The sequence below is a fragment of the Alteromonas sp. 5E99-2 genome, assembly GCF_017368475.1.
GTDB lineage: Bacteria > Pseudomonadota > Gammaproteobacteria > Enterobacterales > Alteromonadaceae > Alteromonas_F.
The window spans coordinates 113,822-134,423 of the sequence record NZ_JAFNJE010000008.1 but is presented as its reverse complement, the minus strand read 5'-3'; the positions used below and the strand labels follow the sequence as shown (position 1 = coordinate 134,423).

The following is a 20,602-nucleotide window of genomic DNA, read 5'->3' as shown; positions in this document are numbered from 1 at the left end:
GTTATGACAACAACGACTTTTTCACGCCGAGACTTCCTTCGCAATACACTTCGCTCGTCAGTTGGTGTGGCAACTGCGAGTGCGACTGCGAGTGCAACTGCGGTGGGTGGGAGCTTAGGTTTGATGAATGCAGCCCTTGCTCAAAGTAGTACTCGTTTTGACGATTACAAAGCCCTGGTTTGCGTGTTTCTTTTCGGCGGTAATGACTCCCTTAACATGCTTGTTCCTACTGACAATGCTGATTACTCTATCTATCAAAATGTGCGGCAAAATCTCGCCTTTTCACAAGCGTCTTTATTACCGTTAAATACTCGTAGCAGCAATACATATCCCGTTGGACTACCTAGCGCAATGTCGTCATTAATGCCTTTTTTCGACTCGGGAGATTTGTCCTTTGTAGCAAACCTAGGACCTTTACTTGCTCCAGTTACAAAACAAAGCTTAGTGAATAATATTCAATTAGCACCACCTCAATTGTTTTCTCATAATGATCAACAAGCCAATTGGCAAACATCTCGTCCCGATGCACCTTCAGTGAGTGGTTGGGCAGGAAGAATGGCCGATTTACTGACAGAATCAGCCAGTGCGCTACCAATCAATTTGTCGTTATTTGGCAATAATTTAATGCAAACAGGCTTATCTACTTCTTTGTTTTCATTAACGCCAGAGGGAACAGAGCAGTTTCAAGCATTAACACCCACACAGGCTTTTAATGCTCAGCGGTTTAATGTGCTGGAACAATTATCAGCTACTAGCTCTCATGTATTAGAACAAGGGTATATACAAAAAGTGAGCCGAGCAATGACCAACAACGTGCTTATTGACGAAGCGTTAACCTCATCAGCACAAAATGCCAGTGGCTACCCTGAGTCAAATCCACTTGCCGCACAGCTTGCAACAGTGGCAAGGCTAATCAGTGTTGAACAGCGCTTTACCCAGCGCAGACAGGTTTACTTTGTTGGTCTAGGAGGATGGGACACCCATGATCGACAAGTCGATACTCACCCCAGACAACTGCAACTGCTAAGTGAAGCGCTGAGCGCCTTTCAAACCAATTTAACTCAGTTAAATATGGCGGATGCAGTTACTACATTTACTATGTCTGAATTTGGTAGAACCTTAACCAGTAATGGTGATGGCACTGATCACGGTTGGGGCGGTCATCAACTGGTAATGGGAGGAGCTGTAAATGGTGGAAATATTGTAGGTAATTTACCTGAACTAGCACTAGGTTCAAACGACGATTTAGACGATGGCCGTATTATTCCTACTACTTCAGTAGATGAATATATTGCCAGCTTAGCTAGATGGTTTGGGCTTAGCGATTCTGAGTTAAATGCGGTATTACCTAATTTAAACCGCTTTAACTCAGCCTCACTATCTATTTTTAATTAAAAAACAGGTTATTTCTGCGCATTGATACGCCAGTCATAATCGATAAATTTAATTTTATAACTATCTGGAATAGGCGTGTTTACGTAGCGATTTATATATTCACCTAAATCTTTTGTTTTGCCAGATTCAACAAAGTCTTCAGTATAAAAGTCGAGAATTTCTGACACATAAACTGCATTGTTTTTGTCATCTCTGTAGAAGTGTTTTTCCTTAGCAAAAAATTCCCACGCGGCTTGTTTTAATTGCTCATCTAAGGTTTCAGCTACAAAAGGGACTTGAGGCAAACGAGGACAATCTTTAACCATGCAATTTAAGGCAAAGTGTGCCCGTGGCTCACCTAAAGGACGCACTACATCATTTTCAAAGTCATACAGATTCGTTTCTTCACCGCCAATAACAACATCGCGGAATTTAAAAAATTTCGCGCGCTTTATAAAACTTGTAAAGCCATCGGGAATGCCTCTATCAATAACGCCGTACATAGCAAGTGCATTGTATGCATTAATGTAATAAGCCATTGTTGCATTAGGGGCTTTAAATAGTTCAGGGTGGGTATTAGGGCTAGTTTTACTTATAAACTCCACAACTTGTTTCAAACGCGCTAAATCATCAGACTTAGCTAATCGAGCAAAGTCTGTGCTGCCGGTTTCGTCAACGTAATTTGCAACAATGTACGCCCATTCTTTTTGTGCTTCCTCTTGCGCTTGTGGTGTTTGACCAAGGCTTTGAAAACTTAATAAAATTCCAACAAGTAGAACAACTCGAGATAGCATTTATCTGCTCCTATGTAATGTATAAATATTAAAAATAATTGGATAACGCATTAACCTGCACAACTCCCGCAAGCAGCGGGTGCGGCGCCGACAACTTTTACTGGGATCCCGTGACTCTTCTTTTCACGAAGAGGCTGATACATTTGTGTTTCACCTTTTTTGTTTACGTACTCCAAAGGTTTTAAAATGTAATCATCGCGGTGAGCATTATGCTCACACATGGAAACAGGGCCGTCAGCTGTCATCACCATAAAAGAACAAGCATCTATTCTGTCTTGTTCTAATGCGTTTGCATCCATAAAGTTCTGTACGAAAAATGACAGCTTGTGAACCTTTCCCCTAGCCCTAAATAAATCCGATTTCATTTCGTTGAGCTTAGTCAAGGTCGCACCGATAAGTCGTGGGATCCACACCGGCTTTTTCAGTAACGCCCAAGTATAACGGGCAACAATACTTGCTAAGCCTTCTTGACGAAGTATTTGTACGTCATCGAAATCGTGAATAAATTTAGCAAAAAAAGATTCATCATCTACCACAGAATACACTTCTTTGTTTGTCACTAATGTGGGCATATAGCTGTGACAATTATTGTGGCCAATACGCACTTTTTCCCAAGGAAGTGACTTAGCAATGGCTTTTTCAATTCCCGCTTTTACGGTAACCGGGTCGATAACATCATCTCTCGCACCCCACTCCCCTCGGCCTGTTTCTGCTTGTAATTGAAACGATACAAAGCTCACTGTTTCAGCTCTGTCCACAAAGAAACGCACCATCTGTGGTAACTCACTAAAGTTGCCGTTGTGCACAGTAGTATTAAAGATGATCATCAGCCCCAAGCCATTGCACCGTTCGATATATTCTTCTCGAATTTCATTCAAGGAGGCTTCGTCGGTATAGCCTTTTCTTTCTTGTGTGGTGTCCACATGAAAGGCAATATCTTTCAAACCGGCTTTGGCGAGGTTAACCAGTAATTTTCTAGAGGCAGCAATGCCATTTGTAAACAAAGCTGTGTTTAATCCTAGCTGAGTTGCATATTCAACAATTTCGATTAACTCACTGTGCTTTCGCAGCGTGGGGTCACCACCGGTTATTTGCACACTGGTCCCTGGGCCATAATGGGCAAGTACATCGTCTAAGCGGCGAAACACTTCAACTAATGGAATATCTCTTACAGACTGAGAATGTTCAGATAAATAACACAAGGTGCAATCTAAATTACATTTTTGGGTAATTTCTACTGCAACACATCCCACAGTCAATGAACGTCCCAACAACTGATTGGGAGTAAAGTGTTCCCCCATTCGTTTTTGGGTTAACGCTAACTGCTGCTGGCGTATGGAGGGCGTATAAATTGGAGTGTCGCTTGCTGATTGCTTTAACGAAATCGCCATAGACTTACCTAGTTAATTATTAATTTGAGTACCATTCTCGAAAAAATGTCGTCTTTGTATTGAATCTATGTTTATGTATTGCAATAGACCTTTTATCGCAGTCATTGCTTTCATGCTTACTCATTATTGTAGAACGATACTCACTTCTTTATTTATAACCTTTGTATCACTATTTCTGTTTTCACATGTTTTTTTTACGGTAGCTTATGCAAATCAAGTGAGCGTAGATGAACCTAATCTTGAGTACTTCAATTCAATCAAAAACAGTGTATTTTCCGATGAATACAGCGCTCTACCTCACTACAAGGTAACTAAAAAACACTTTGACCGCGACGGCCACAACCTTCTCTTCGCAGATGCGAAAAGAACATTAGAAAGCGGCGACGATTTAATTGAGTTTCCCGCCGGGCAAAAATTACTCCAAGCCAATGGTATTTGTTTCGCAGGAAAGTGGGTTATTAATGAACAAAGTGAGTATTCTGGGTTTTATGCCGCCAATACCAGTGTGCCCATTTTGGCTAGAATTTCAGTGTCCTTAAGCGGTACTACACAAAAAGACAAACGAGCAATGGGAATGGCAATTAAGGTGTTTGGCTCGCCTCAATCACCGCAACACGATCAAACCCTAAATTTGTTTTTGTTGCATTCCTTAGGCGGAATAAAAACAGACGCAGTACTCGACCTCGAAATGGATAATGAACCTGAGCTGGGTTCTTTACCCCCGTTTAGCCAGCTTCTCACCGCTCACAGACTAGAATCTGATTTGAAAGATGCCGATGCTCTTTACAGTAAAGAAAAAGCCAATGCGCGATTTCGTCCAGTGTCGCATTTAGCAAAAATCGATAAGAATGGCTCTAAGGTTGAAGATATACATTCACCTCAGTGGATAAAAGTAAAAACGGCCCCAACAATAGCCCGTGTTGATAAATTAGATTTTCGCGATGAACTTGATTTGAAACACTATGAAGGAAACCAATTAAGGTACCAAATATACGCAGCTAAAGCTCATAACAAGGGTAAAAGTAAAGCGACGTGGGAGGAAGTGGGCTATATCCAATTTACCGAATCAATACGCTCAAAGAGTTGTGATACTAGGCTGCATTTTCGACACCCTAGTATCCATTAATATCTACAGGCTCTTACATTAACGAAAAAGTACTTTTTCTTTGTTGAACCAGTACACACAAAAACTCAATGTACCTAATGCAATAGCCATGGAAGAAACAAAGATAGGAATAAGCTGGTAATAATCCATTGTTCCTTTTATGAGTTCTTTAATCGCAAGAGCAACATTTGTTAAAGGCACCCAAGCCCAACCACCCGTTAACTCAATGCCCGGCAAAGATGACATCAACGTAGGAACTATCACTACAAACACCAGCGGTGCCATGTAACTTTGGGCTTCTTTAAAACTTCTAGCATAAGTAGATATACTTAATAAAATAGAAGCCAAAATACTGACAATAGGAATTAACATAAAGAATATTAATACAAAATCAATGGCATTGATCGCCCCCATAAACTCAGCAACAAATTGAATTGCCATACCCTGACTAAGTACAATTCCCCATATTGCCATACTTAACACGGTAATTAACGCCGTCATCACACCGGCTAAAGCAATAGTTAGAAATTTACCTAATACCAAATACTTACGCTCAATAGGTGAAATCAATAAGGTTTCCAAAGTCCCCCGCTCTTTTTCGCCTGCCCCTAAGTCTGCTGCTGGCATCATCGCGCCTTGTAAACACAAAATAAAAATAAAATACGTAAGCATTCCACCGACTTTTTCACCAATATTTTCTCGTTTATCTGCAACATCAATTTTATCAAATACAAAAGGCTCAATGAGTCCAGCGCTTTGCTCTTCACTTAAGTTAAGCGTTTGAAATGCGGTTTGTTGTTGTTTGTTTAAATAAGGCTCTATGATTTCTTTTAATCGTCGCTCAACCAAATTCAATCCGGCATCATTCAAATGTATAACAAACACCCTCTGATTACTTTCCAGTAAAGGTGCTGTATAACTATCAGGCATGGTCAGTACAAAATCGGCACCTTTACTTTTAACCCACTGTTCAGGCGTTACACCGGACTCTATTGGCACAATCTCGAAAAATTCAGAACGCTGCAGTTCCTCTGTTATTTGCGGTGCCGCGTTGGGATTAACTATTGAAACTTTTAAGATTTTTTCTTCTGCTTCAGTCACCGCTTTAACAGAAAAATAACCTACAACGCCTCCTATGGCAGGAATGATTAACAAGGGTAATGCAATCATGAAGAACAAGGTTTTCTTATCTCTTAGGATCTCTTTTAGTTCTTTTTTAAAGACTATCCACATGATTATGCCTCCTTCATATTTAATGCAGATAAAAATGCATCGTTCAACGAGTTTTCACTTAATTGTGTAAAGGCATTTAACGTATCGTCAAACATGGTTTTTCCTTCGTTAATAACACATACCCGATCACAAAGCTCAGACACTTCGGCAAGATGATGAGTTGAAAAAATAACCGGCGTACCCAAAGATTTTAAATGTCGAACAAAAGACAGTACGGTTTGTGCAGCCATAATATCCAAGCCCGTTGTTGGTTCGTCCAGCACCACCACTTTAGGCGAATGAATAACCGTTCTTGCAATGGCGGTTTTTTGTTTCATTCCTGTGGAAAAGTTTTCACAGCGCCTGTCTAAAAATGTATGTAAGTCGAGCATATCTGCTAGTTCATCAATACGCTCTTCCACCGCAGCCTTTGACATACCGTGTAACTCACCAAAATAAGCCATATTTTCTCGGCCCGTTAAGCGCCCATATAACCCTGTCGAACCCGATAAAAAACCGATGCGTTTTCTAGCTTCGATAGGCGCTTTTAATACATCGACGCCGTCAATAAAGATGGAGCCTGAATCTGGTGATAAAGCAGTGCTTAGCATGCGCAATGTTGTGGTTTTACCGGCGCCGTTTGGCCCAAGAAGTCCCAGAACACAGCCTTCTTCGCACTGAAACGACACATCTCGTACCGAACGGAAAAATCGCCCTTTTAGACGAGGGTCTTTTTTTTCTTGCTCAGATAATTTTTTCGGATTTTCAACTGCGAAGCGTTTTTGTAAGCCTTGTACTTCTATCATATTACGTCCTTTGTTAAGCGTACGAATTCATCATAATGCAAAGTAATAAAAACTAAAATGCAAATTTCATCAACCTAAGATCAACCTTTGTCGTGTACAAAGTCTGCACACACACGCCACAAACAAAAAAATCAACACGTTCTAATTTCACTACAAAAGATCAGGTAGTAATTTTTGTATTCCATTGGTATAAAACAAAAAGAAATAAACATTTTAAGGAAAGTGATGTCGTCTATATCCAACCCAATCCAAGGATTGACTAATGTATTAATTAAACCTAATGCAGTGTTTAGCACTCTTGCAAAAGCCAACAACTGGTCATGGTTGCCTTTTATATTGATAAACCTTGTCACTCTATTCACTATCTATTCGTACTTCAATCACATTGATTTCAACTGGTATATTGAAACGATTATTAGTGAAACAATGGCAAATACTAGCCCTGCAGAGCAGGACGCTGTAAGAAGCTCGATGAACCCATCCACTATGATAGGGATTGGTGCAGGAGGAGCAATATTCGGTGTTGTTATAGTAAACGCTATATTGGCGGTATATTTGAACTCAATGACGAAGAACGACGACTCCCATGTTCAAGGTTTTTCAGATTGGTACGGGGCACTCTGGTGGACTCAAATGCCAACCATTGTTAGTTCTCTTATTGCAATAGCACTACTGTTAATGAGTTCAAGTAATGAAATCTCTCCGACCTCCTTATCGCCACTTTCTTTAGGTTTTATTCTTGGCACAAACATGGGATCCGACTGGTATAATTTCATGACATCAATACGATTAGACACAGTATGGTCAATTTATTTACTTACCAGCTGTATTGCTCAGTGGACCCAATTTAACACACGAAAATCACTTATTATCGCCAGTGCCCCATTCGTTATTATTAGTTCGATTTGGCTCGCTTATTTATTGTTTTAAAGGCCACCGAGGCGGGTATTGTTGAGTCAATGCTACGCCTTCTCGCTGAGAACGAAAATAATTCGAATCGCTATAAAAGTTAGCATTTTGTTTATCACACCATTGCGGAATACCAAGCAAAGGAATAGGCCTGAGTACATTCTTGGAAGTAAACCCGTCAAAGTAGGTGATGACACTCAATAATTGATCATCAACATGGGCTCTTTTTTCGGCAAAAGAACACGTATCAAAATCATCATCCACTGGAACCAACACCCATTTAGCAGTCAGCCCAACAAAAGGGCTTAACATCATTTCTGCGCTTGCGTGGCCAAATAGGCAAGGCGTAACCACATTGTGCCAAAGGTTTCTGAGTTCAAGGTAAACCTGCGTCCAATTATGAGTGCTTAACCCATGAAAAAAAGACGTACATTGTGCTAAATCTGACTTTTTAACCAATAAAAGTAAACCACATTCGTCAAAGTGAGTCAGACGATCTCTCCTTGGTGTGCGAGGTGAAAGGCCATGCTGCTCAATATCTTTAGCGTGAAGCCGACTTATTAACATTTTTGATTTCGGAAATTGATGCCAAATCAACCCATTGAAGAAGTCGTGCCAATTGTTTTCCCTTGTAGGTATTTGTTGCGCATTGGCAATTTGAATCTCGTAGTAATCCAGTGTTCCTTCGCCTTCAATTTGTGGAATAAAAGTGCAAGGAAACGAAGGCGTCTGACTTTGTGCAGTTTTTGTCAGCTCTGAAGCACTAGGAAATGAATCTCTTTCATCAAATTTACCTGTGTTTATACAATCAAGCAAAAACGTACATCTTAATTGCGTTAACTTCTCTCTATCCCACTTGTCTTGCATAGTTATAGACACTCATTTTCATTTCTCTATACTGGCTAAGCATTATATTAAAATAAGTATCAATAAGAGAGAAAATATGCATTTTTTTAAACCCACAGCGTTACTTGCTGCATGCGTTATTTTTAGCGGCTGCGGAGAAAAACACAACGCTCATGATAACGACAGCAGTACCAGCACCAATTTTAACGATATCTATGCCACGATTACTGCTGATTCATTGATTCCGCCAATAAAGACGCTATCCTCTGACGAATTCGAAGGCCGCTTGCCAACCTCTGAAGGCGAACGAAAAACCCTTGCTTACTTAGAACAAGAATTCACATCTGCCGGTTTTACACCGGGGAACGGAGAGAGCTTCCTCCAAGAAGTTGAATTGATTGAAATTACCGCCAATCCCAAGGTATCTCTAACCATAGGTGAGAATGTTTTTGATTACAAAGAAAACATGGTCGTAGGCTCTAAACGTGAACAATCCTCGATATCTATTGATCAATCTGAACTTGTATTTGTTGGCTATGGTGTCAACGCACCAGAATACAATTGGAATGACTATGAAGGGTTAGATGTAAAAGGAAAAACCGTTGTCATATTAGTCAATGACCCAGGCTATGCTAATCCAGAAAGTGGTTTGTTTCAGGGTAAAACCATGACCTACTACGGCCGCTGGAGCTACAAATATGAAGAAGCTAGTCGTCAAGGTGCTGCTGCGGCCCTAATTGTCCATGAAACAGCTCCAGCATCTTATGGTTGGTCAGTTGTGGCCAACAGTTGGAGCGGCCCTCAATACGGTTTAGTCTCTCCTGACAAAGGTGCAAGTCGCGTTGCCATTGAAGGTTGGTTATCGCTAGAGGCCGCTACTAAAGTCTTTGCCGATGCACAATTAGATTATAGCGAAGAAAAAGCCAAAGCAGCATTAGGGCCATATAATAAGGCAATGCCGATTAGCGCATCAGTAACCCTAGAGAACAAATTTGTTAAATCGAAAAGCCACAACTTTATCGCTACATTGGCAGGCTCAAGTAAACCCGATGAGCATGTGATTTACAGTGCACATTGGGACCATTTAGGTAAGGACACTTCTCTTGAAGGTGATCAAATATACAATGGCGCTCATGACAACGCCACAGGTAGCGCAGCAGCTTTGGTAATGGCAGAAGCCTTTGGCAAACTAACTCCACGCCCAGCCCGTAGTGTTACCTTTTTAATTGTAACTGCAGAAGAGCAAGGGCTATTAGGCTCAAAATACTATGCCGATAACCCTATTATTCCGTTAGACAAAACAGTCGCGAACATCAATATGGATGCGATGAATGTACTAGGCAGAACAAAAGATGTCAGTGTGGTTGGTATGGGTAAATCATCTTTAGAAGAGAACTTAACCGTTGCAGCAAAAAAACAAGGTCGATATTTAACTCAAGAAGACCACCCAGAAGCAGGTTACTACTATCGTTCTGACCATTTTAGTTTTGCCAAACAAGGTGTACCCGCACTGTACGTCGGTGGAGGTAACGAACCCATTGATGAAGCAACTGCTGCCTATCGCAAAAAAATGAACGTAATAGTAACGGGGTGTTATCACCAAGTTTGCGATCAATATCGAGATAGTTGGGACTTATCCGGTATAGCTCAAGACACTCAACTATTATTCGACGTTGGCACAGACGTCGCTAATGCCGCTGAGTCCCCTAGTTGGTCAAGCACAAGCGAGTTTCAACGTAAAAATTAACACTTAGTTTGATAGTAAATTAAACAAAAATAGAACCGCTTATCACAAGCGGTTTTATTTTATTCGTATTTATTTAGCTAAGAAGCTCAATTTTATCTTGCAATTTCCAGTAAGAATGGCACTCTCAGTGCCATAATAAAAAGAAGTATATAAACAAATCCTCTGGTTTTTTACCTCGACAGATTAAACCCAACAATTCAATTTAGTAAACAAGTGAGAACGCATTTATGTGTGGTATTTTCGGTATTCTTGACCTCAAAACCGATGTGGCTGAGCTTCGTACTCAGGCCCTCGAATTAAGTAAGCTGCTGCGTCACCGCGGCCCAGATTGGTCGGGTATCTGGAATAATAATAATGCTATTTTATGTCACGAACGTCTTGCTATTGTCGATGTTGATACAGGGGCTCAGCCGCTTATTTCCGATTCAGGCAAACAAATTCTTGCCGTTAACGGTGAAATATATAATCACGTACAACTGGCAGAAGAATTAGCAAAAGACTACAACTTTAAAACTCGCTCAGATTGTGAAGTGATTTTACCTCTTTATAAAACCTTCGGTGCCGAGTTCGTAGACAAATTAGAGGGTATGTTTTCTTTCGTATTATATGACGAAGACGAAGATGCCTACTTAATCGCTCGAGATCACATGGGTATCATTCCTCTTTACACAGGTTATGATGAACACGGTAACTTCTATGTTGCCTCTGAAATGAAAGCCTTAGCGCCTGTGTGTAAGACAATCAGTGAATTCCCTCCAGGGCATGTTCTTTGGAGTAAAACAGGCGAATTAACCAAGTATTATCAACGAGACTGGATGAGTTATTCAGCCGTTGAAAATAACACAACCGATTTAGCCGAACTGAAAGATGCATTTGAAAAAGCGGTTAAATCTCACCTCATGTCAGATGTACCTTATGCGGTATTACTTTCTGGTGGATTAGACTCGTCATTAGTCTCTGCGGTCGCGGCACAATACGTTGCTAAACGCGTAGAAGACAACGACAACTCAGATGCTTGGTGGCCTAGGTTACACTCGTTTGCAGTAGGCCTAGAAGGTGCGCCAGATTTAATTGCAGCTCGCGATGTTGCTGAAATGATTGGTACTGTGCATCACGAAATTCACTTTACCATTCAAGAAGGCCTTGATGCCATTCGCGATGTGATTTATCAATTAGAAACTTATGATACCACCACGATTCGCGCAGCAACGCCTATGTACTTAATGACCCGCAAAATTAAAGCAATGGGCATTAAAATGGTACTGTCTGGTGAAGGTTCTGATGAAATCTTTGGTGGTTACTTGTATTTCCACAAAGCGCCAAATGCAAAAGAGCTTCATGAAGAAACCGTACGTAAGCTAGAACGCTTGCATATGTTTGATTGCGCAAGAGCAAACAAGGCAACCTCTGCATGGGGTGTAGAAGCTCGTGTTCCATTCTTAGATAAAAACTTTATCGACGTTGCTATGCGCTTAAACCCACAAGACAAAATGTGTGTTGATGGTCGTATGGAAAAATGGATTTTACGTAAAGCATTTGACGATGGTTCTACCTTGCCAGAATCTGTTTTATGGCGTCAGAAAGAACAATTTGGTGACGGTGTTGGTTATTCTTGGATTGATTCAATTCGCGATTTCGTCGATGCGGAAGTGTCTGATCAGCAACTTGCTACTGCTGAATTCCGCTTCCCAACGAATACCCCTGACACCAAAGAGGGCTATTACTACCGTACTATCTTCGAAGGTTACTTCCCTCAAGAAAGTGCAGCGAATTGTGTTCCAGGTGGAAAATCTATCGCTTGCTCTACAGTCGAAGCATTAGAATGGGATGAGAGTTTCAAAAACAATGCTGATCCTTCAGGTCGTTCAATGAAAGACGTTCATAAAGGCTAGTATTTAGTTTTCTCACTAATACAAAAAAACCCTCAATAATCTATATGTTATTGAGGGCTTTTTATTTATCAAAATTCTCTATTTAGGCTCAATTTCAAACCAAAGTGACGCGTTATTAATGGGTGACTCCTTTGGCATTATCGGGTTAGATAGTCTAAAAATCTGCCGTTCAGCTAAGCCAAGATCAGTAATAACTCCGCCAAAGTAATTGTTAAACAGGTTATCAAACTCTCCTGACTCAATTGCTCTACGCAAACCAATATCAATGAGTTTCGCTAGTGTTAAATTTGATTTATTAACAAAAAAATAGGATGCCGCCGGATACTGCAATACTAGTTTATCATCAAGGCGAAGTGCTGAATCGTTACCCAAGGATTTCAACTCTGCTGTAACTTCTATAACTGACCTAGGGAAAAAGTCACCTTCACCTTTTCGTAACGCTTTATAAGCACCATTAAACCCATCAGTAGTTTTTACATTAAAACCGTTGGACTGTAATATTTTGGTATCTGGCCAGTCTTTCCCTTGCACTGCAGTATATCGCAACAAAGATCGCAAACTGGTTAGTCGATCAAAATTTTGTTCATCTTCTTCTCTAGTGAGTAAAACACGCCAGCCAATTAGGCCTTTGTCATAAGGTATACGTATCGGGAGTAAACCGTCTTCTCTTTCCTTGTCGGTCATTCCCCAGAACACATTTATATCGCGATTTTCTTTTAGTTGTCTGACAGCTTTACCTTGATTAAGCGTTTTATCTGAAGGAATAAGTTTGTACCGTACGCCAGTTTTATCTAAGGCCAAAGTAAGAACTGCAAGAGGATACTCATTTCGTTTATCATCATCAGTAAGCGCTTTAGGGTAATGAATAGTCCACACGGCAGAATAGGTAAAACTGGGAAAAATAAATAAAATCGAATAAATACAAAATGTAATGAAATAACGCATGTGGATACCTTTAATTACGCAATACCGAGATATTTATGAGTTTGTAAAGATAGGCGCCAGTTTCTTTGTATACAGGTGCGGACAGCAAGATCTGTCGCTCTTTTTTGCTGACTAATAGGCTGCAAACAAATATGTTTAATGGGCTGTTCTCTCAGTGCTAATAAGGTGTCTAAATCCGCAATATGACTTTCCTTTGCCACCGGATGTTTAATTTCATTGGCTCTATTCATTGCGCTAGCGAGTACTTTGTAGCCACCTTTCATTCCCACCTTAGGTGAAACAGTCACCCAAGTATCTTCATGGCATTTAATTTCAAATGTACCACTTGTTTCAATCTGAGCCGAATACCCAGCCTGATATAGTGATGTGGTTAATTCAACAAGATCATACATGCAGGGCTCTCCCCCCGTAATTACAACGTGCTTAGCCGCGTAACCTTGTGATGAAAACAAGGACAATAGTTCACTTACAGAGCTTCGAAAAAAGCTTGGTGTATCCTCTGTTTTAGCGATCACAGTTGTTGAATCTGTGACTAAACTATCAGTTACATCCCATGTGTGTTTAGTATCGCACCACGCACATCCAATAGGACAACCCTGTAGCCGAACAAAGATAGAAGGTACGCCTGTGTGCACACCTTCCCCTTGGATTGTCTCAAACATTTCATTGATTGGTAACATGATGCTCGCTTAATTTACCATTTAACTTTTATACTTAATTTGGGATTTTACCAAGGATCTCGTAAAATGCGCATAAATTCCATCAAGAGTACCAGTATGAGTGATAAAGCTGTCATTATCTATTCCGGAGGAATGGATTCATTTACCGTTCTGCACCATGCACTTTCTAAAGGTTTGAAACCCTGTGCGCTATCTTTTGATTACGGTCAACGTCACAGTAAAGAATTAAAATACGCTGAAAATGTCTGCCGCACATTAAATATAGAGCATACACTTGTAGACATTACATCTATAAATCAGCTACTTGCGGGTTCATCTCTAACTTCTGACATCCCCATCCCTGAAGGGCATTATGAAGAGCCAAGCATGCAATCTACGGTTGTGCCAAACCGAAATATGATTTTGCTATCTTTAGCTATAGGCCATGCCGTTAGTATTGGCGCCAATAAAGTATTTTACGGCGCACATTCTGGTGATCATGCCATTTACCCAGATTGCCGCCCTGAATTTGTCAAAAAAATGAACGATGTTAGTCAAATAGCAAATTACGATGCGGTCGATATTTGTACGCCTTATTTATCTAACGACAAAGGTGAGATCTTAGCAGATGGTTTGCGCATGGGTTTAGACTATAGCCAAACTTGGACTTGCTACAATGGTAGAGAACTGGCCTGTGGACAATGTGGCGCCTGCCAAGAAAGACTAGAAGCATTTGAAGTGAATGGTAAAACGGATCCCCTTGAATACGAAGCCAGTTAATTCTGGCTTTCGCAGACAAAATAAGAAATTTCTTTAATACAATGACGCAATACTGGATTTAAACGGGTATTTTTTCCATTCATAACGAATAATTCATGTTCAAATTCGTATAAATTGCCATTGGCGATTGGGACTAGACCTAAACTCACCCCTTGTTCTTTTGCCATATAGTCAGGTAGTAACCCTATGTACTCACCTGTCATCATTGCCGACATCAAACCGTCGTATGAATCAGAAGTCGTTTTCAAGTTCAATATAGTATCATTTTCAACGTAATTGGCAGTGGATAAACCAGAGAGCCTTATAGCAGGGTAATCTGAAATTGAAACGCCTTGAGGCAAGCTGTCTACATCTCGATACTTCGCTAATTCATGATTGGGTGCACAATATAGTCTGCCTCGACATTTATGACCCGTTGAATGAAACGTAACCGACTCAGGTTTGACCATATCATATGTTGCCAAAACTAGGTGGCATTCTCCTGATAAAGCGACGTGTTCTACTTCACTGTACAACCTTGTTTGTATACTGATATGAATATCATCAAATTTTTTCATCGTACTTTTAGCTGCGCGGCTTACCGCCAACTGTATAGACAAAGGCAATCCGGCCATTAAAACTAAATTGATATTACCTGAGTAGTCGTCGTGAAGACTTTTAAGATTGAAGACAAAGTTATCAAATGCATTAAAGACGCGTTTAGTTTCTTGAAAGACCACTTCCCCTTCTTTGGTCATTTGAAAGCCGCCTCGACCGCGATGACACAGAACTAAATCAAGTCGCTCTTCCAGCTTTTTTATTGCCGCACTAATGTTAGGCCGCTGCATTCTGAGTACAGGCTCAGCAGCAGTAAACCCGTTACAACTAGCAACAGCAAAAAACACACGCAATAATTTAATATCCGATTCTTGCAAACGACTTAACATAACAACACCAATAATATTATGAATTTTATTTATAGGTATACGAATAAATACGTATTAGCAAAATATAGTGCAGCCTAGTAAATAAGTAAAAAATTTATTCCCGATAAAACATAAAATGTTTATTATTAATGCTTTAGCGTTCAAAAAAACATCTTTTCACTTACGACAAAGCAAGGATCTGCTTTCTTAATATTTCCACTTCATCTCGCAAAGATGCCGCTTTTTCAAACTCTAGATCTTTTGCATAATCAAACATTTGCTTTTCTAATTCTCCTACTCTGGCCATGAGGTCTGTTGCAGAGGCTGCATCTAACGACTTTTTCTTTTCTGCAACTTTACGTAATTTAACTTTACCAGAATCAGGGTGTGCTGAACTATCACCAATATCCATGACATCAGTAATAGGCTTGTTCAACGCCATCGGAACTTGGTTATGATCTTTATTGTATTGCGCTTGCTTTTCCCTACGGCGCTCCGTTTCGTCCATGGCTTTTTTCATCGATTTAGTAATTCTGTCAGCGTACAGAATTGCTCGACCATTCAAATGCCTCGCTGCACGTCCTATGGTTTGAATCAAGGATTTTTCGGCTCTAAGAAAGCCTTCTTTATCAGCATCTAAGATGGCAACCAATGACACTTCTGGCATATCCAAACCTTCTCTCAGCAGGTTAATACCTACAAGAACATCAAATTTGCCTAAACGTAGGTCACGAATAATTTCCATACGCTCTACGGTGTCGATATCTGAATGTAAATAACGAACTTTTACATGATGTTCATTCAAATAATCGCTCAGGTCTTCTGCCATTCGCTTAGTGAGAGTAGTGATTAATACCCGCTCATCTTTTTTAACGCGAATATTTATTTCAGACAGTACATCATCAACTTGAGTTGCGACGGGCCGCACTTCAATAATGGGGTCTAGCAACCCAGTGGGGCGGACTACTTGCTCTACCACTTCGCCGTCAGATTTGTTTAATTCATAATCACCAGGAGTTGCAGACACATAAATGGTTTGCGGTGAAATATGTTCAAATTCATCAAATTTTAGTGGTCGGTTATCCATCGCCGAAGGTAATCTAAAGCCGTATTCCACCAGCGTCTCTTTGCGGGAACGGTCACCTTTGTACATAGCCCCAATTTGCGAAACCGTAACATGACTTTCGTCGATAAATAACAAGCCATCGGCTGGAAAGTAATCTAATAACGTCGGAGGTGGTTCACCAGGCGCTCTGCCCGACAAATAACGAGAGTAGTTTTCAATACCTGAGCAATAACCCAGCTCAAGCATCATTTCGATATCGTATTGCGTACGCTGAGAAATACGTTGTTCTTCAACTAATTTACCCACATCTTTAAGATGGGTTTTACGCTCGCTCAATTCGACTTTAACATCGTCAATAGCACTGAGGATTTTGTCTCTAGGTGTTACATAGTGAGTTTTGGGAAACACCGTAGTGCGAACCACGGTTTTATCAACAGCACCAGTAAGTGGGTCAAACAGGCTAATTTTTTCTATCTCACTATCAAACAGCTCTACCCTCACCGCTTGCCTTTCAGAATCTGCTGGGAAAATATCAATAACATCGCCACGTACTCTAAAAGAGCCCCGTTCAAAGGCAATATCGTTTCGCTTGTACTGCAGTTCTGCAAGTCTACGTAAAATTTCCCGTTGATCCATGGTATCGCCCTGGCGAAAATGCAATAACATTTTCATATAGGACTCAGGATCACCCAAACCATAAATTGCTGACACACTAGCAACAATAATAACGTCTTTACGCTCCATCAATGCCTTAGTGGCTGATAGGCGCATTTGTTCTATATGATCATTGATAGAAGCGTCTTTTTCTATAAAGGTATCAGAGCTCGGCACATACGCTTCAGGTTGGTAATAATCGTAATAAGAAACAAAATATTCAACGGCGTTGTTAGGGAAAAAGTCTTTCATCTCACCGTATAGCTGAGCAGCAAGGGTTTTGTTATGCGCCATGATTAACGTAGGACGTTGCACACTTTCTATGACATTGGCCATAGTAAAGGTTTTACCTGAGCCGGTAACACCCAGTAAAATCTGATTGGCAATCCCGTCTTCTAATCCTTCAATCAAAGAAGCAATTGCGTTAGGTTGGTCACCTGCAGGTTTATAGTTCGATGCTAATTTAAAGCCTTTTGACACGGTTTATTTGCCTCTATTGCTGCTGTTTTTACTGATTTTTCGAGTGATTGTTTGAACCACATTAAAGACACAATTGCCATGAGTAAATTAGCAATAACGCATCCGACAAATAAGCCTTTTATACCAAATAGAAGACTACCTACATAGGCAATAGGAACATAAAAAACAAACAGTCTTAATATACTTAACCAAAGTGCATCTATAGGTAAGTGCATTGCGTTTAGCGATGAATTTGTCAATATTACAATACCTTGTAAACCATAACCTAAAGGTAAAATAGACAAAAACAAAACTATCATATTTGATACTTCTTGTTCTTTGGCAAAAATTAACGCTATAAAAGGGCTCGTAAACCAAATTACGACAAATAGTGCGAGTTGCCAAATTACAATAAAGAGTAAGGTATTTCTATATGCCGTCTTCACTCTATCATAACAGTTAGCACCAACATTATGACTAATAAACGGAGGAAGCGTCATAGATAATGCCAAAACCACAATACTAGCAATTGATTCAAATCGATTTCCAACTCCCCATGCAGCTACAGATTCTGGCCCATATGCGGCAACTACAGCAGTCATGATACCACCAGCAATGGGCGTTAGCATATTTGCCCCAGCAGCGGGAAGTCCAATACGCATAACGGATAGTGAATGTAATCTCAGTTCACTTAAGGAAGGAAGCTTAGTACGCATTAACCTTCGCTTTACTCCCAATAGATAACATATCCAAATGGAACAACACAGCCAGGCAATTAGTGTTGCCCAAGCCGCACCTTGAATACCTAAGGCAGGGATAGGCCCCCATCCAAAAATAAACACAGGATCAAGCAATGCATTTATTCCCCCACCTACAGCCATAATAATACTGGGTGTTTTCATATCACCTGAGGCTCTTAGCACACTGTTTCCTACCATGGGAACAGATAAGAATACGCCAGAAAGGTACCAAACCCACATAAACTCTTTAATAAGGGGCATCAGCGTATCGTCTGCTCCAAGTAATATAAAGGTAGGTTCAATTAACAGTACGCCTAGAATAGCCAACAACCCAACGAACATGACGCATAGCAATAAAGATGCAGTGGCAGTGTCCTTGGCGCTTTCATATAACTTTTGCCCGCGTAATTTACCAATTACTGCAGATGCTCCAATGCCCAATCCAATGTTTAGACTAATGAGCGTAAAAGTAACAGGAAAAGTAAAGCTAATTGCAGCAAGTGCATCTGTTCCTAATAGGCTGACAAAAAAAGTATCCACCAACCCAAAGCTCATCAGCATGATCAACCCCAAAATCATTGGCATTGTCATTGAAACAAGGGTTTTATTTATATTTGATTTGGCGAGATCGTGCTGAGGGAGTGCCACAATATATCCGGTAATTAACAACTGATCTATATGTTAACACAGCCATTCACTGTCAAAAATTATACAACGATAAAGCAGCGAATTTATATGCTCACGAACAGACAATTTATTTTTTTGCTAATCTAGCCTAAAAATCAAACTACCACGAAAAAATTACTATGACTGCGGTCGCTAAAAACCGAAAAAAAAGTGTAATATTTTTGTCAAAAAATTGACACTTAATTAACAGAGACAATGCAATTTAATATGCAGATTTAACCGCAACCCCATTGTAAACAGAATGTTAGTTTAAATTACTTCTTAGTACTGACTCAAAGCAAAAAACTTCTTTACCAATGAATTAACACACAAGCAAGTAAAAAATCACGAAGAAATCACACTTTTTAATTAGCTCACAAACAAGCAAGCATAAGAAATTGATTTTAAATGCATTTTTATTTTTTTAGTTTATTTTCACATTGCCTATTGACAGTATTATTCTAATTTATTTAAAAGTTTTACGTTTTTTCCCACACACTTATCCACAGGTTTAGTGGATAAGTGTGTGAGGGTCAATAACCACGGTATTTGGCTTCAATAAGCTCGGAATTTATGTAAGTAGTGGCTAACCTCGTGTTATTCATTTTTCTGTCACAAAAACACACACAACTGTTTAAAAAAACAGTGTTCAATAAGTTTTTAATATCAATAACGAATGCGTTCGTTATTAATGGTTATATAAAAAAACCCTACTTTTCATGTTGACAGAAGCTTAATGCCTCATTAATATTGCCGCCCGTTGTAAGACAGGTCCCCCTTAGCTCAGTTGGTTAGAGCGACGGACTGTTAATCCGCAGGTCCCCCGTTCGAGTCGGGGAGGGGGAGCCAACTTACAATGATTAGTGTTATTTTGTTCCCCCTTAGCTCAGTTGGTTAGAGCGACGGACTGTTAATCCGCAGGTCCCCCGTTCGAGTCGGGGAGGGGGAGCCAAATCACTGATCACTCCTTGTTGTTATTCTCACGCTAAACAGCGATAATTAACTCCTTTAAAATTGTGCCGTATAAAAGCACTATGTGTTAATTGTGTCAGGGTTTTACATTTCTTAATGACTGAGTTCTTGTTACTTCTCATAAGCACTGTTTTAGTAAATAACTTTGTATTGGTTAAGTTTCTTGGCTTATGCCCATTTATGGGTGTATCAAGTAAACTAGAAACAGCAATAGGTATGGCAAGTGCTACTACCTTTGTACTTACTCTTGCATCAGTTTCAAGCTATATCGTGAATACCTATTTACTCGCCCCCTTCGACTTAATTTATTTACGCACCCTGAGTTTTATTCTAGTTATTGCTGTTGTTGTACAATTTACCGAAATGGTCGTGCGTAAAACCAGCCCTACCTTATACCGTTTGTTAGGGATATTTTTACCTCTTATTACAACTAACTGTGCAGTGCTAGGCGTTGCGTTGTTGAATATGACTGAACAACACACTCTAGTTCAAAGTTTTATTTATGGATTTGGCGCAGCGCTGGGTTTCTCACTTGTTCTGATTTTATTTGCTGCACTAAGAGAGCGACTAGCAGTAGCCGACGTCCCACAGGCTTTTAGAGGGGCTTCTATAGCCATGATAACGGCAGGTCTTATGTCCTTAGCCTTTATGGGCTTTAGCGGCTTGGTGACGGGCTAGAC

17 protein-coding genes and 2 tRNA genes are annotated in these 20,602 nt (G+C 40.2%); 9 read left to right on the top strand and 10 right to left on the bottom strand.

The features are described from left to right. Window positions 1–3: 3 nt before the first annotated feature. The gene (locus J3L16_RS10195) at window positions 4–1,395 is read left to right on the top strand and encodes a DUF1501 domain-containing protein (protein WP_207612872.1); all 1,392 of its coding nucleotides are present in this window, start codon (window positions 4–6) and stop codon (window positions 1,393–1,395) included. 8 nt (window positions 1,396–1,403) lie between these two features. Here the strand turns inward: J3L16_RS10195 and J3L16_RS10190 are convergent, their stop codons facing one another. Further along, window positions 1,404–2,168: a DUF547 domain-containing protein gene (locus J3L16_RS10190; protein ID WP_207612871.1), complete on the bottom strand. Its 765-nt coding sequence runs from the start codon at window positions 2,166–2,168 to the stop codon at window positions 1,404–1,406. Window positions 2,169–2,218: 50 nt separating this feature from the next. Further along, complete coding sequence (locus J3L16_RS10185) at window positions 2,219–3,559, bottom strand: radical SAM protein (RefSeq protein WP_207612870.1); 1,341 nt, start codon at window positions 3,557–3,559, stop codon at window positions 2,219–2,221. A gap of 217 nt (window positions 3,560–3,776) precedes the next feature. Here J3L16_RS10185 and J3L16_RS10180 point away from each other — a divergent pair, with 217 nt between their 5' ends. Further along, a complete protein-coding gene (locus J3L16_RS10180; RefSeq protein WP_207612869.1) occupies window positions 3,777–4,685 on the top strand; it encodes a hypothetical protein in 909 nt (302 codons plus the stop codon). 18 nt (window positions 4,686–4,703) lie between these two features. On the opposite strand, the gene J3L16_RS10175 is transcribed toward J3L16_RS10180, so the two are convergent. Further along, window positions 4,704–5,897 (bottom strand): ABC transporter permease, encoded by a 1,194-nt coding sequence (locus J3L16_RS10175; protein ID WP_207612868.1) that lies wholly within the window; start codon window positions 5,895–5,897, stop codon window positions 4,704–4,706. Window positions 5,898–5,899: 2 nt separating this feature from the next. After that, window positions 5,900–6,682 (bottom strand): ATP-binding cassette domain-containing protein, encoded by a 783-nt coding sequence (locus J3L16_RS10170; protein ID WP_207612867.1) that lies wholly within the window; start codon window positions 6,680–6,682, stop codon window positions 5,900–5,902. A 225-nt stretch (window positions 6,683–6,907) separates the two neighbouring features. Between J3L16_RS10170 and J3L16_RS10165 the strand changes: the two genes are divergently transcribed. Next, window positions 6,908–7,612: a YIP1 family protein gene (locus tag J3L16_RS10165; protein ID WP_207612866.1), complete on the top strand. Its 705-nt coding sequence runs from the start codon at window positions 6,908–6,910 to the stop codon at window positions 7,610–7,612. On the opposite strand, the gene J3L16_RS10160 is transcribed toward J3L16_RS10165, so the two are convergent. Next, window positions 7,601–8,458 (bottom strand): DUF3025 domain-containing protein, encoded by an 858-nt coding sequence (locus tag J3L16_RS10160; protein WP_207612865.1) that lies wholly within the window; start codon window positions 8,456–8,458, stop codon window positions 7,601–7,603. The genes J3L16_RS10165 and J3L16_RS10160 overlap by 12 nt on opposite strands. Window positions 8,459–8,534: 76 nt before the next feature. On the opposite strand from J3L16_RS10160, the gene J3L16_RS10155 reads away from it, so the two are divergent. Together J3L16_RS10155 and asnB are read left to right on the top strand one after the other, a co-directional pair. Next, window positions 8,535–10,184 carry a M28 family metallopeptidase gene (locus J3L16_RS10155; protein WP_207612864.1) on the top strand — a complete coding sequence of 550 codons (1,650 nt, stop codon included), beginning with the start codon at window positions 8,535–8,537 and terminating at the stop codon, window positions 10,182–10,184. A gap of 227 nt (window positions 10,185–10,411) precedes the next feature. Beyond that, entirely contained in the window at window positions 10,412–12,076 is a 1,665-nt protein-coding gene (asnB, locus tag J3L16_RS10150) for an asparagine synthase B (RefSeq protein WP_207612863.1), read from the top strand. A 78-nt stretch (window positions 12,077–12,154) separates the two neighbouring features. Here the strand turns inward: asnB and J3L16_RS10145 are convergent, their stop codons facing one another. Beyond that, window positions 12,155–13,021 (bottom strand): transporter substrate-binding domain-containing protein, encoded by an 867-nt coding sequence (locus tag J3L16_RS10145; RefSeq protein WP_207612862.1) that lies wholly within the window; start codon window positions 13,019–13,021, stop codon window positions 12,155–12,157. A gap of 14 nt (window positions 13,022–13,035) precedes the next feature. Beyond that, window positions 13,036–13,704: a 7-carboxy-7-deazaguanine synthase QueE gene (queE, locus tag J3L16_RS10140; RefSeq protein WP_347564659.1), complete on the bottom strand. Its 669-nt coding sequence runs from the start codon at window positions 13,702–13,704 to the stop codon at window positions 13,036–13,038. A 93-nt stretch (window positions 13,705–13,797) separates the two neighbouring features. Here queE and queC point away from each other — a divergent pair, with 93 nt between their 5' ends. After that, complete coding sequence (gene queC / locus J3L16_RS10135; RefSeq protein WP_207612860.1) at window positions 13,798–14,460, top strand: 7-cyano-7-deazaguanine synthase QueC; 663 nt, start codon at window positions 13,798–13,800, stop codon at window positions 14,458–14,460. Here the strand turns inward: queC and J3L16_RS10130 are convergent. The 3 genes from J3L16_RS10130 to J3L16_RS10120 all read right to left on the bottom strand — a co-directional run bounded on the left by J3L16_RS10130 (window position 14,457) and on the right by J3L16_RS10120 (window position 18,863). Continuing rightward, on the bottom strand, window positions 14,457–15,386 hold the full coding sequence (locus J3L16_RS10130) for a LysR family transcriptional regulator (protein ID WP_207612859.1): 930 nt from the start codon (window positions 15,384–15,386) through the stop codon (window positions 14,457–14,459). The two genes, queC and J3L16_RS10130, sit on opposite strands and share 4 nt — an antisense overlap. A 160-nt stretch (window positions 15,387–15,546) precedes the next feature. After that, window positions 15,547–17,565, bottom strand: a complete 2,019-nt coding sequence (gene uvrB, locus J3L16_RS10125) for an excinuclease ABC subunit UvrB (RefSeq protein WP_207612858.1) — start codon at window positions 17,563–17,565, stop codon at window positions 15,547–15,549. After that, the gene (locus J3L16_RS10120; protein WP_207612904.1) at window positions 17,544–18,863 is read right to left on the bottom strand and encodes an MATE family efflux transporter; all 1,320 of its coding nucleotides are present in this window, start codon (window positions 18,861–18,863) and stop codon (window positions 17,544–17,546) included. Before J3L16_RS10120 ends, uvrB begins: the two co-directional genes overlap by 22 nt. 859 nt (window positions 18,864–19,722) lie before the next feature. Between J3L16_RS10120 and J3L16_RS10115 the strand changes: the two genes are divergently transcribed. The 3 genes from J3L16_RS10115 (at window position 19,723) to rsxA (ending at window position 20,600) form a co-directional block, all read left to right on the top strand. Next, a tRNA-Asn gene (locus J3L16_RS10115) sits at window positions 19,723–19,799 on the top strand. 26 nt (window positions 19,800–19,825) lie between these two features. After that, window positions 19,826–19,902, top strand: a tRNA-Asn gene (locus J3L16_RS10110). 116 nt (window positions 19,903–20,018) lie between these two features. Further along, complete coding sequence (rsxA, locus tag J3L16_RS10105; RefSeq protein ID WP_207612857.1) at window positions 20,019–20,600, top strand: electron transport complex subunit RsxA; 582 nt, start codon at window positions 20,019–20,021, stop codon at window positions 20,598–20,600. Window positions 20,601–20,602 lie beyond the last annotated feature (2 nt).

Coding starts and splice junctions, on each gene's coding strand:
- J3L16_RS10195 (WP_207612872.1), top strand. CDS start 4: ATGACAACAACGACTTTTTCACGCCGAGACTTCCTTCGCAATACACTT.
- J3L16_RS10190 (WP_207612871.1), bottom strand. CDS start 2,168: ATGCTATCTCGAGTTGTTCTACTTGTTGGAATTTTATTAAGTTTTCAA.
- J3L16_RS10185 (WP_207612870.1), bottom strand. CDS start 3,559: ATGGCGATTTCGTTAAAGCAATCAGCAAGCGACACTCCAATTTATACG.
- J3L16_RS10175 (WP_207612868.1), bottom strand. CDS start 5,897: ATGTGGATAGTCTTTAAAAAAGAACTAAAAGAGATCCTAAGAGATAAG.
- J3L16_RS10170 (WP_207612867.1), bottom strand. CDS start 6,682: ATGATAGAAGTACAAGGCTTACAAAAACGCTTCGCAGTTGAAAATCCG.
- J3L16_RS10165 (WP_207612866.1), top strand. CDS start 6,908: ATGTCGTCTATATCCAACCCAATCCAAGGATTGACTAATGTATTAATT.
- J3L16_RS10160 (WP_207612865.1), bottom strand. CDS start 8,458: ATGCAAGACAAGTGGGATAGAGAGAAGTTAACGCAATTAAGATGTACG.
- J3L16_RS10155 (WP_207612864.1), top strand. CDS start 8,535: ATGCATTTTTTTAAACCCACAGCGTTACTTGCTGCATGCGTTATTTTT.
- asnB (WP_207612863.1), top strand. CDS start 10,412: ATGTGTGGTATTTTCGGTATTCTTGACCTCAAAACCGATGTGGCTGAG.
- J3L16_RS10145 (WP_207612862.1), bottom strand. CDS start 13,021: ATGCGTTATTTCATTACATTTTGTATTTATTCGATTTTATTTATTTTT.
- queC (WP_207612860.1), top strand. CDS start 13,798: ATGAGTGATAAAGCTGTCATTATCTATTCCGGAGGAATGGATTCATTT.
- J3L16_RS10130 (WP_207612859.1), bottom strand. CDS start 15,386: ATGTTAAGTCGTTTGCAAGAATCGGATATTAAATTATTGCGTGTGTTT.
- J3L16_RS10120 (WP_207612904.1), bottom strand. CDS start 18,863: ATGATTTTGGGGTTGATCATGCTGATGAGCTTTGGGTTGGTGGATACT.
- rsxA (WP_207612857.1), top strand. CDS start 20,019: ATGACTGAGTTCTTGTTACTTCTCATAAGCACTGTTTTAGTAAATAAC.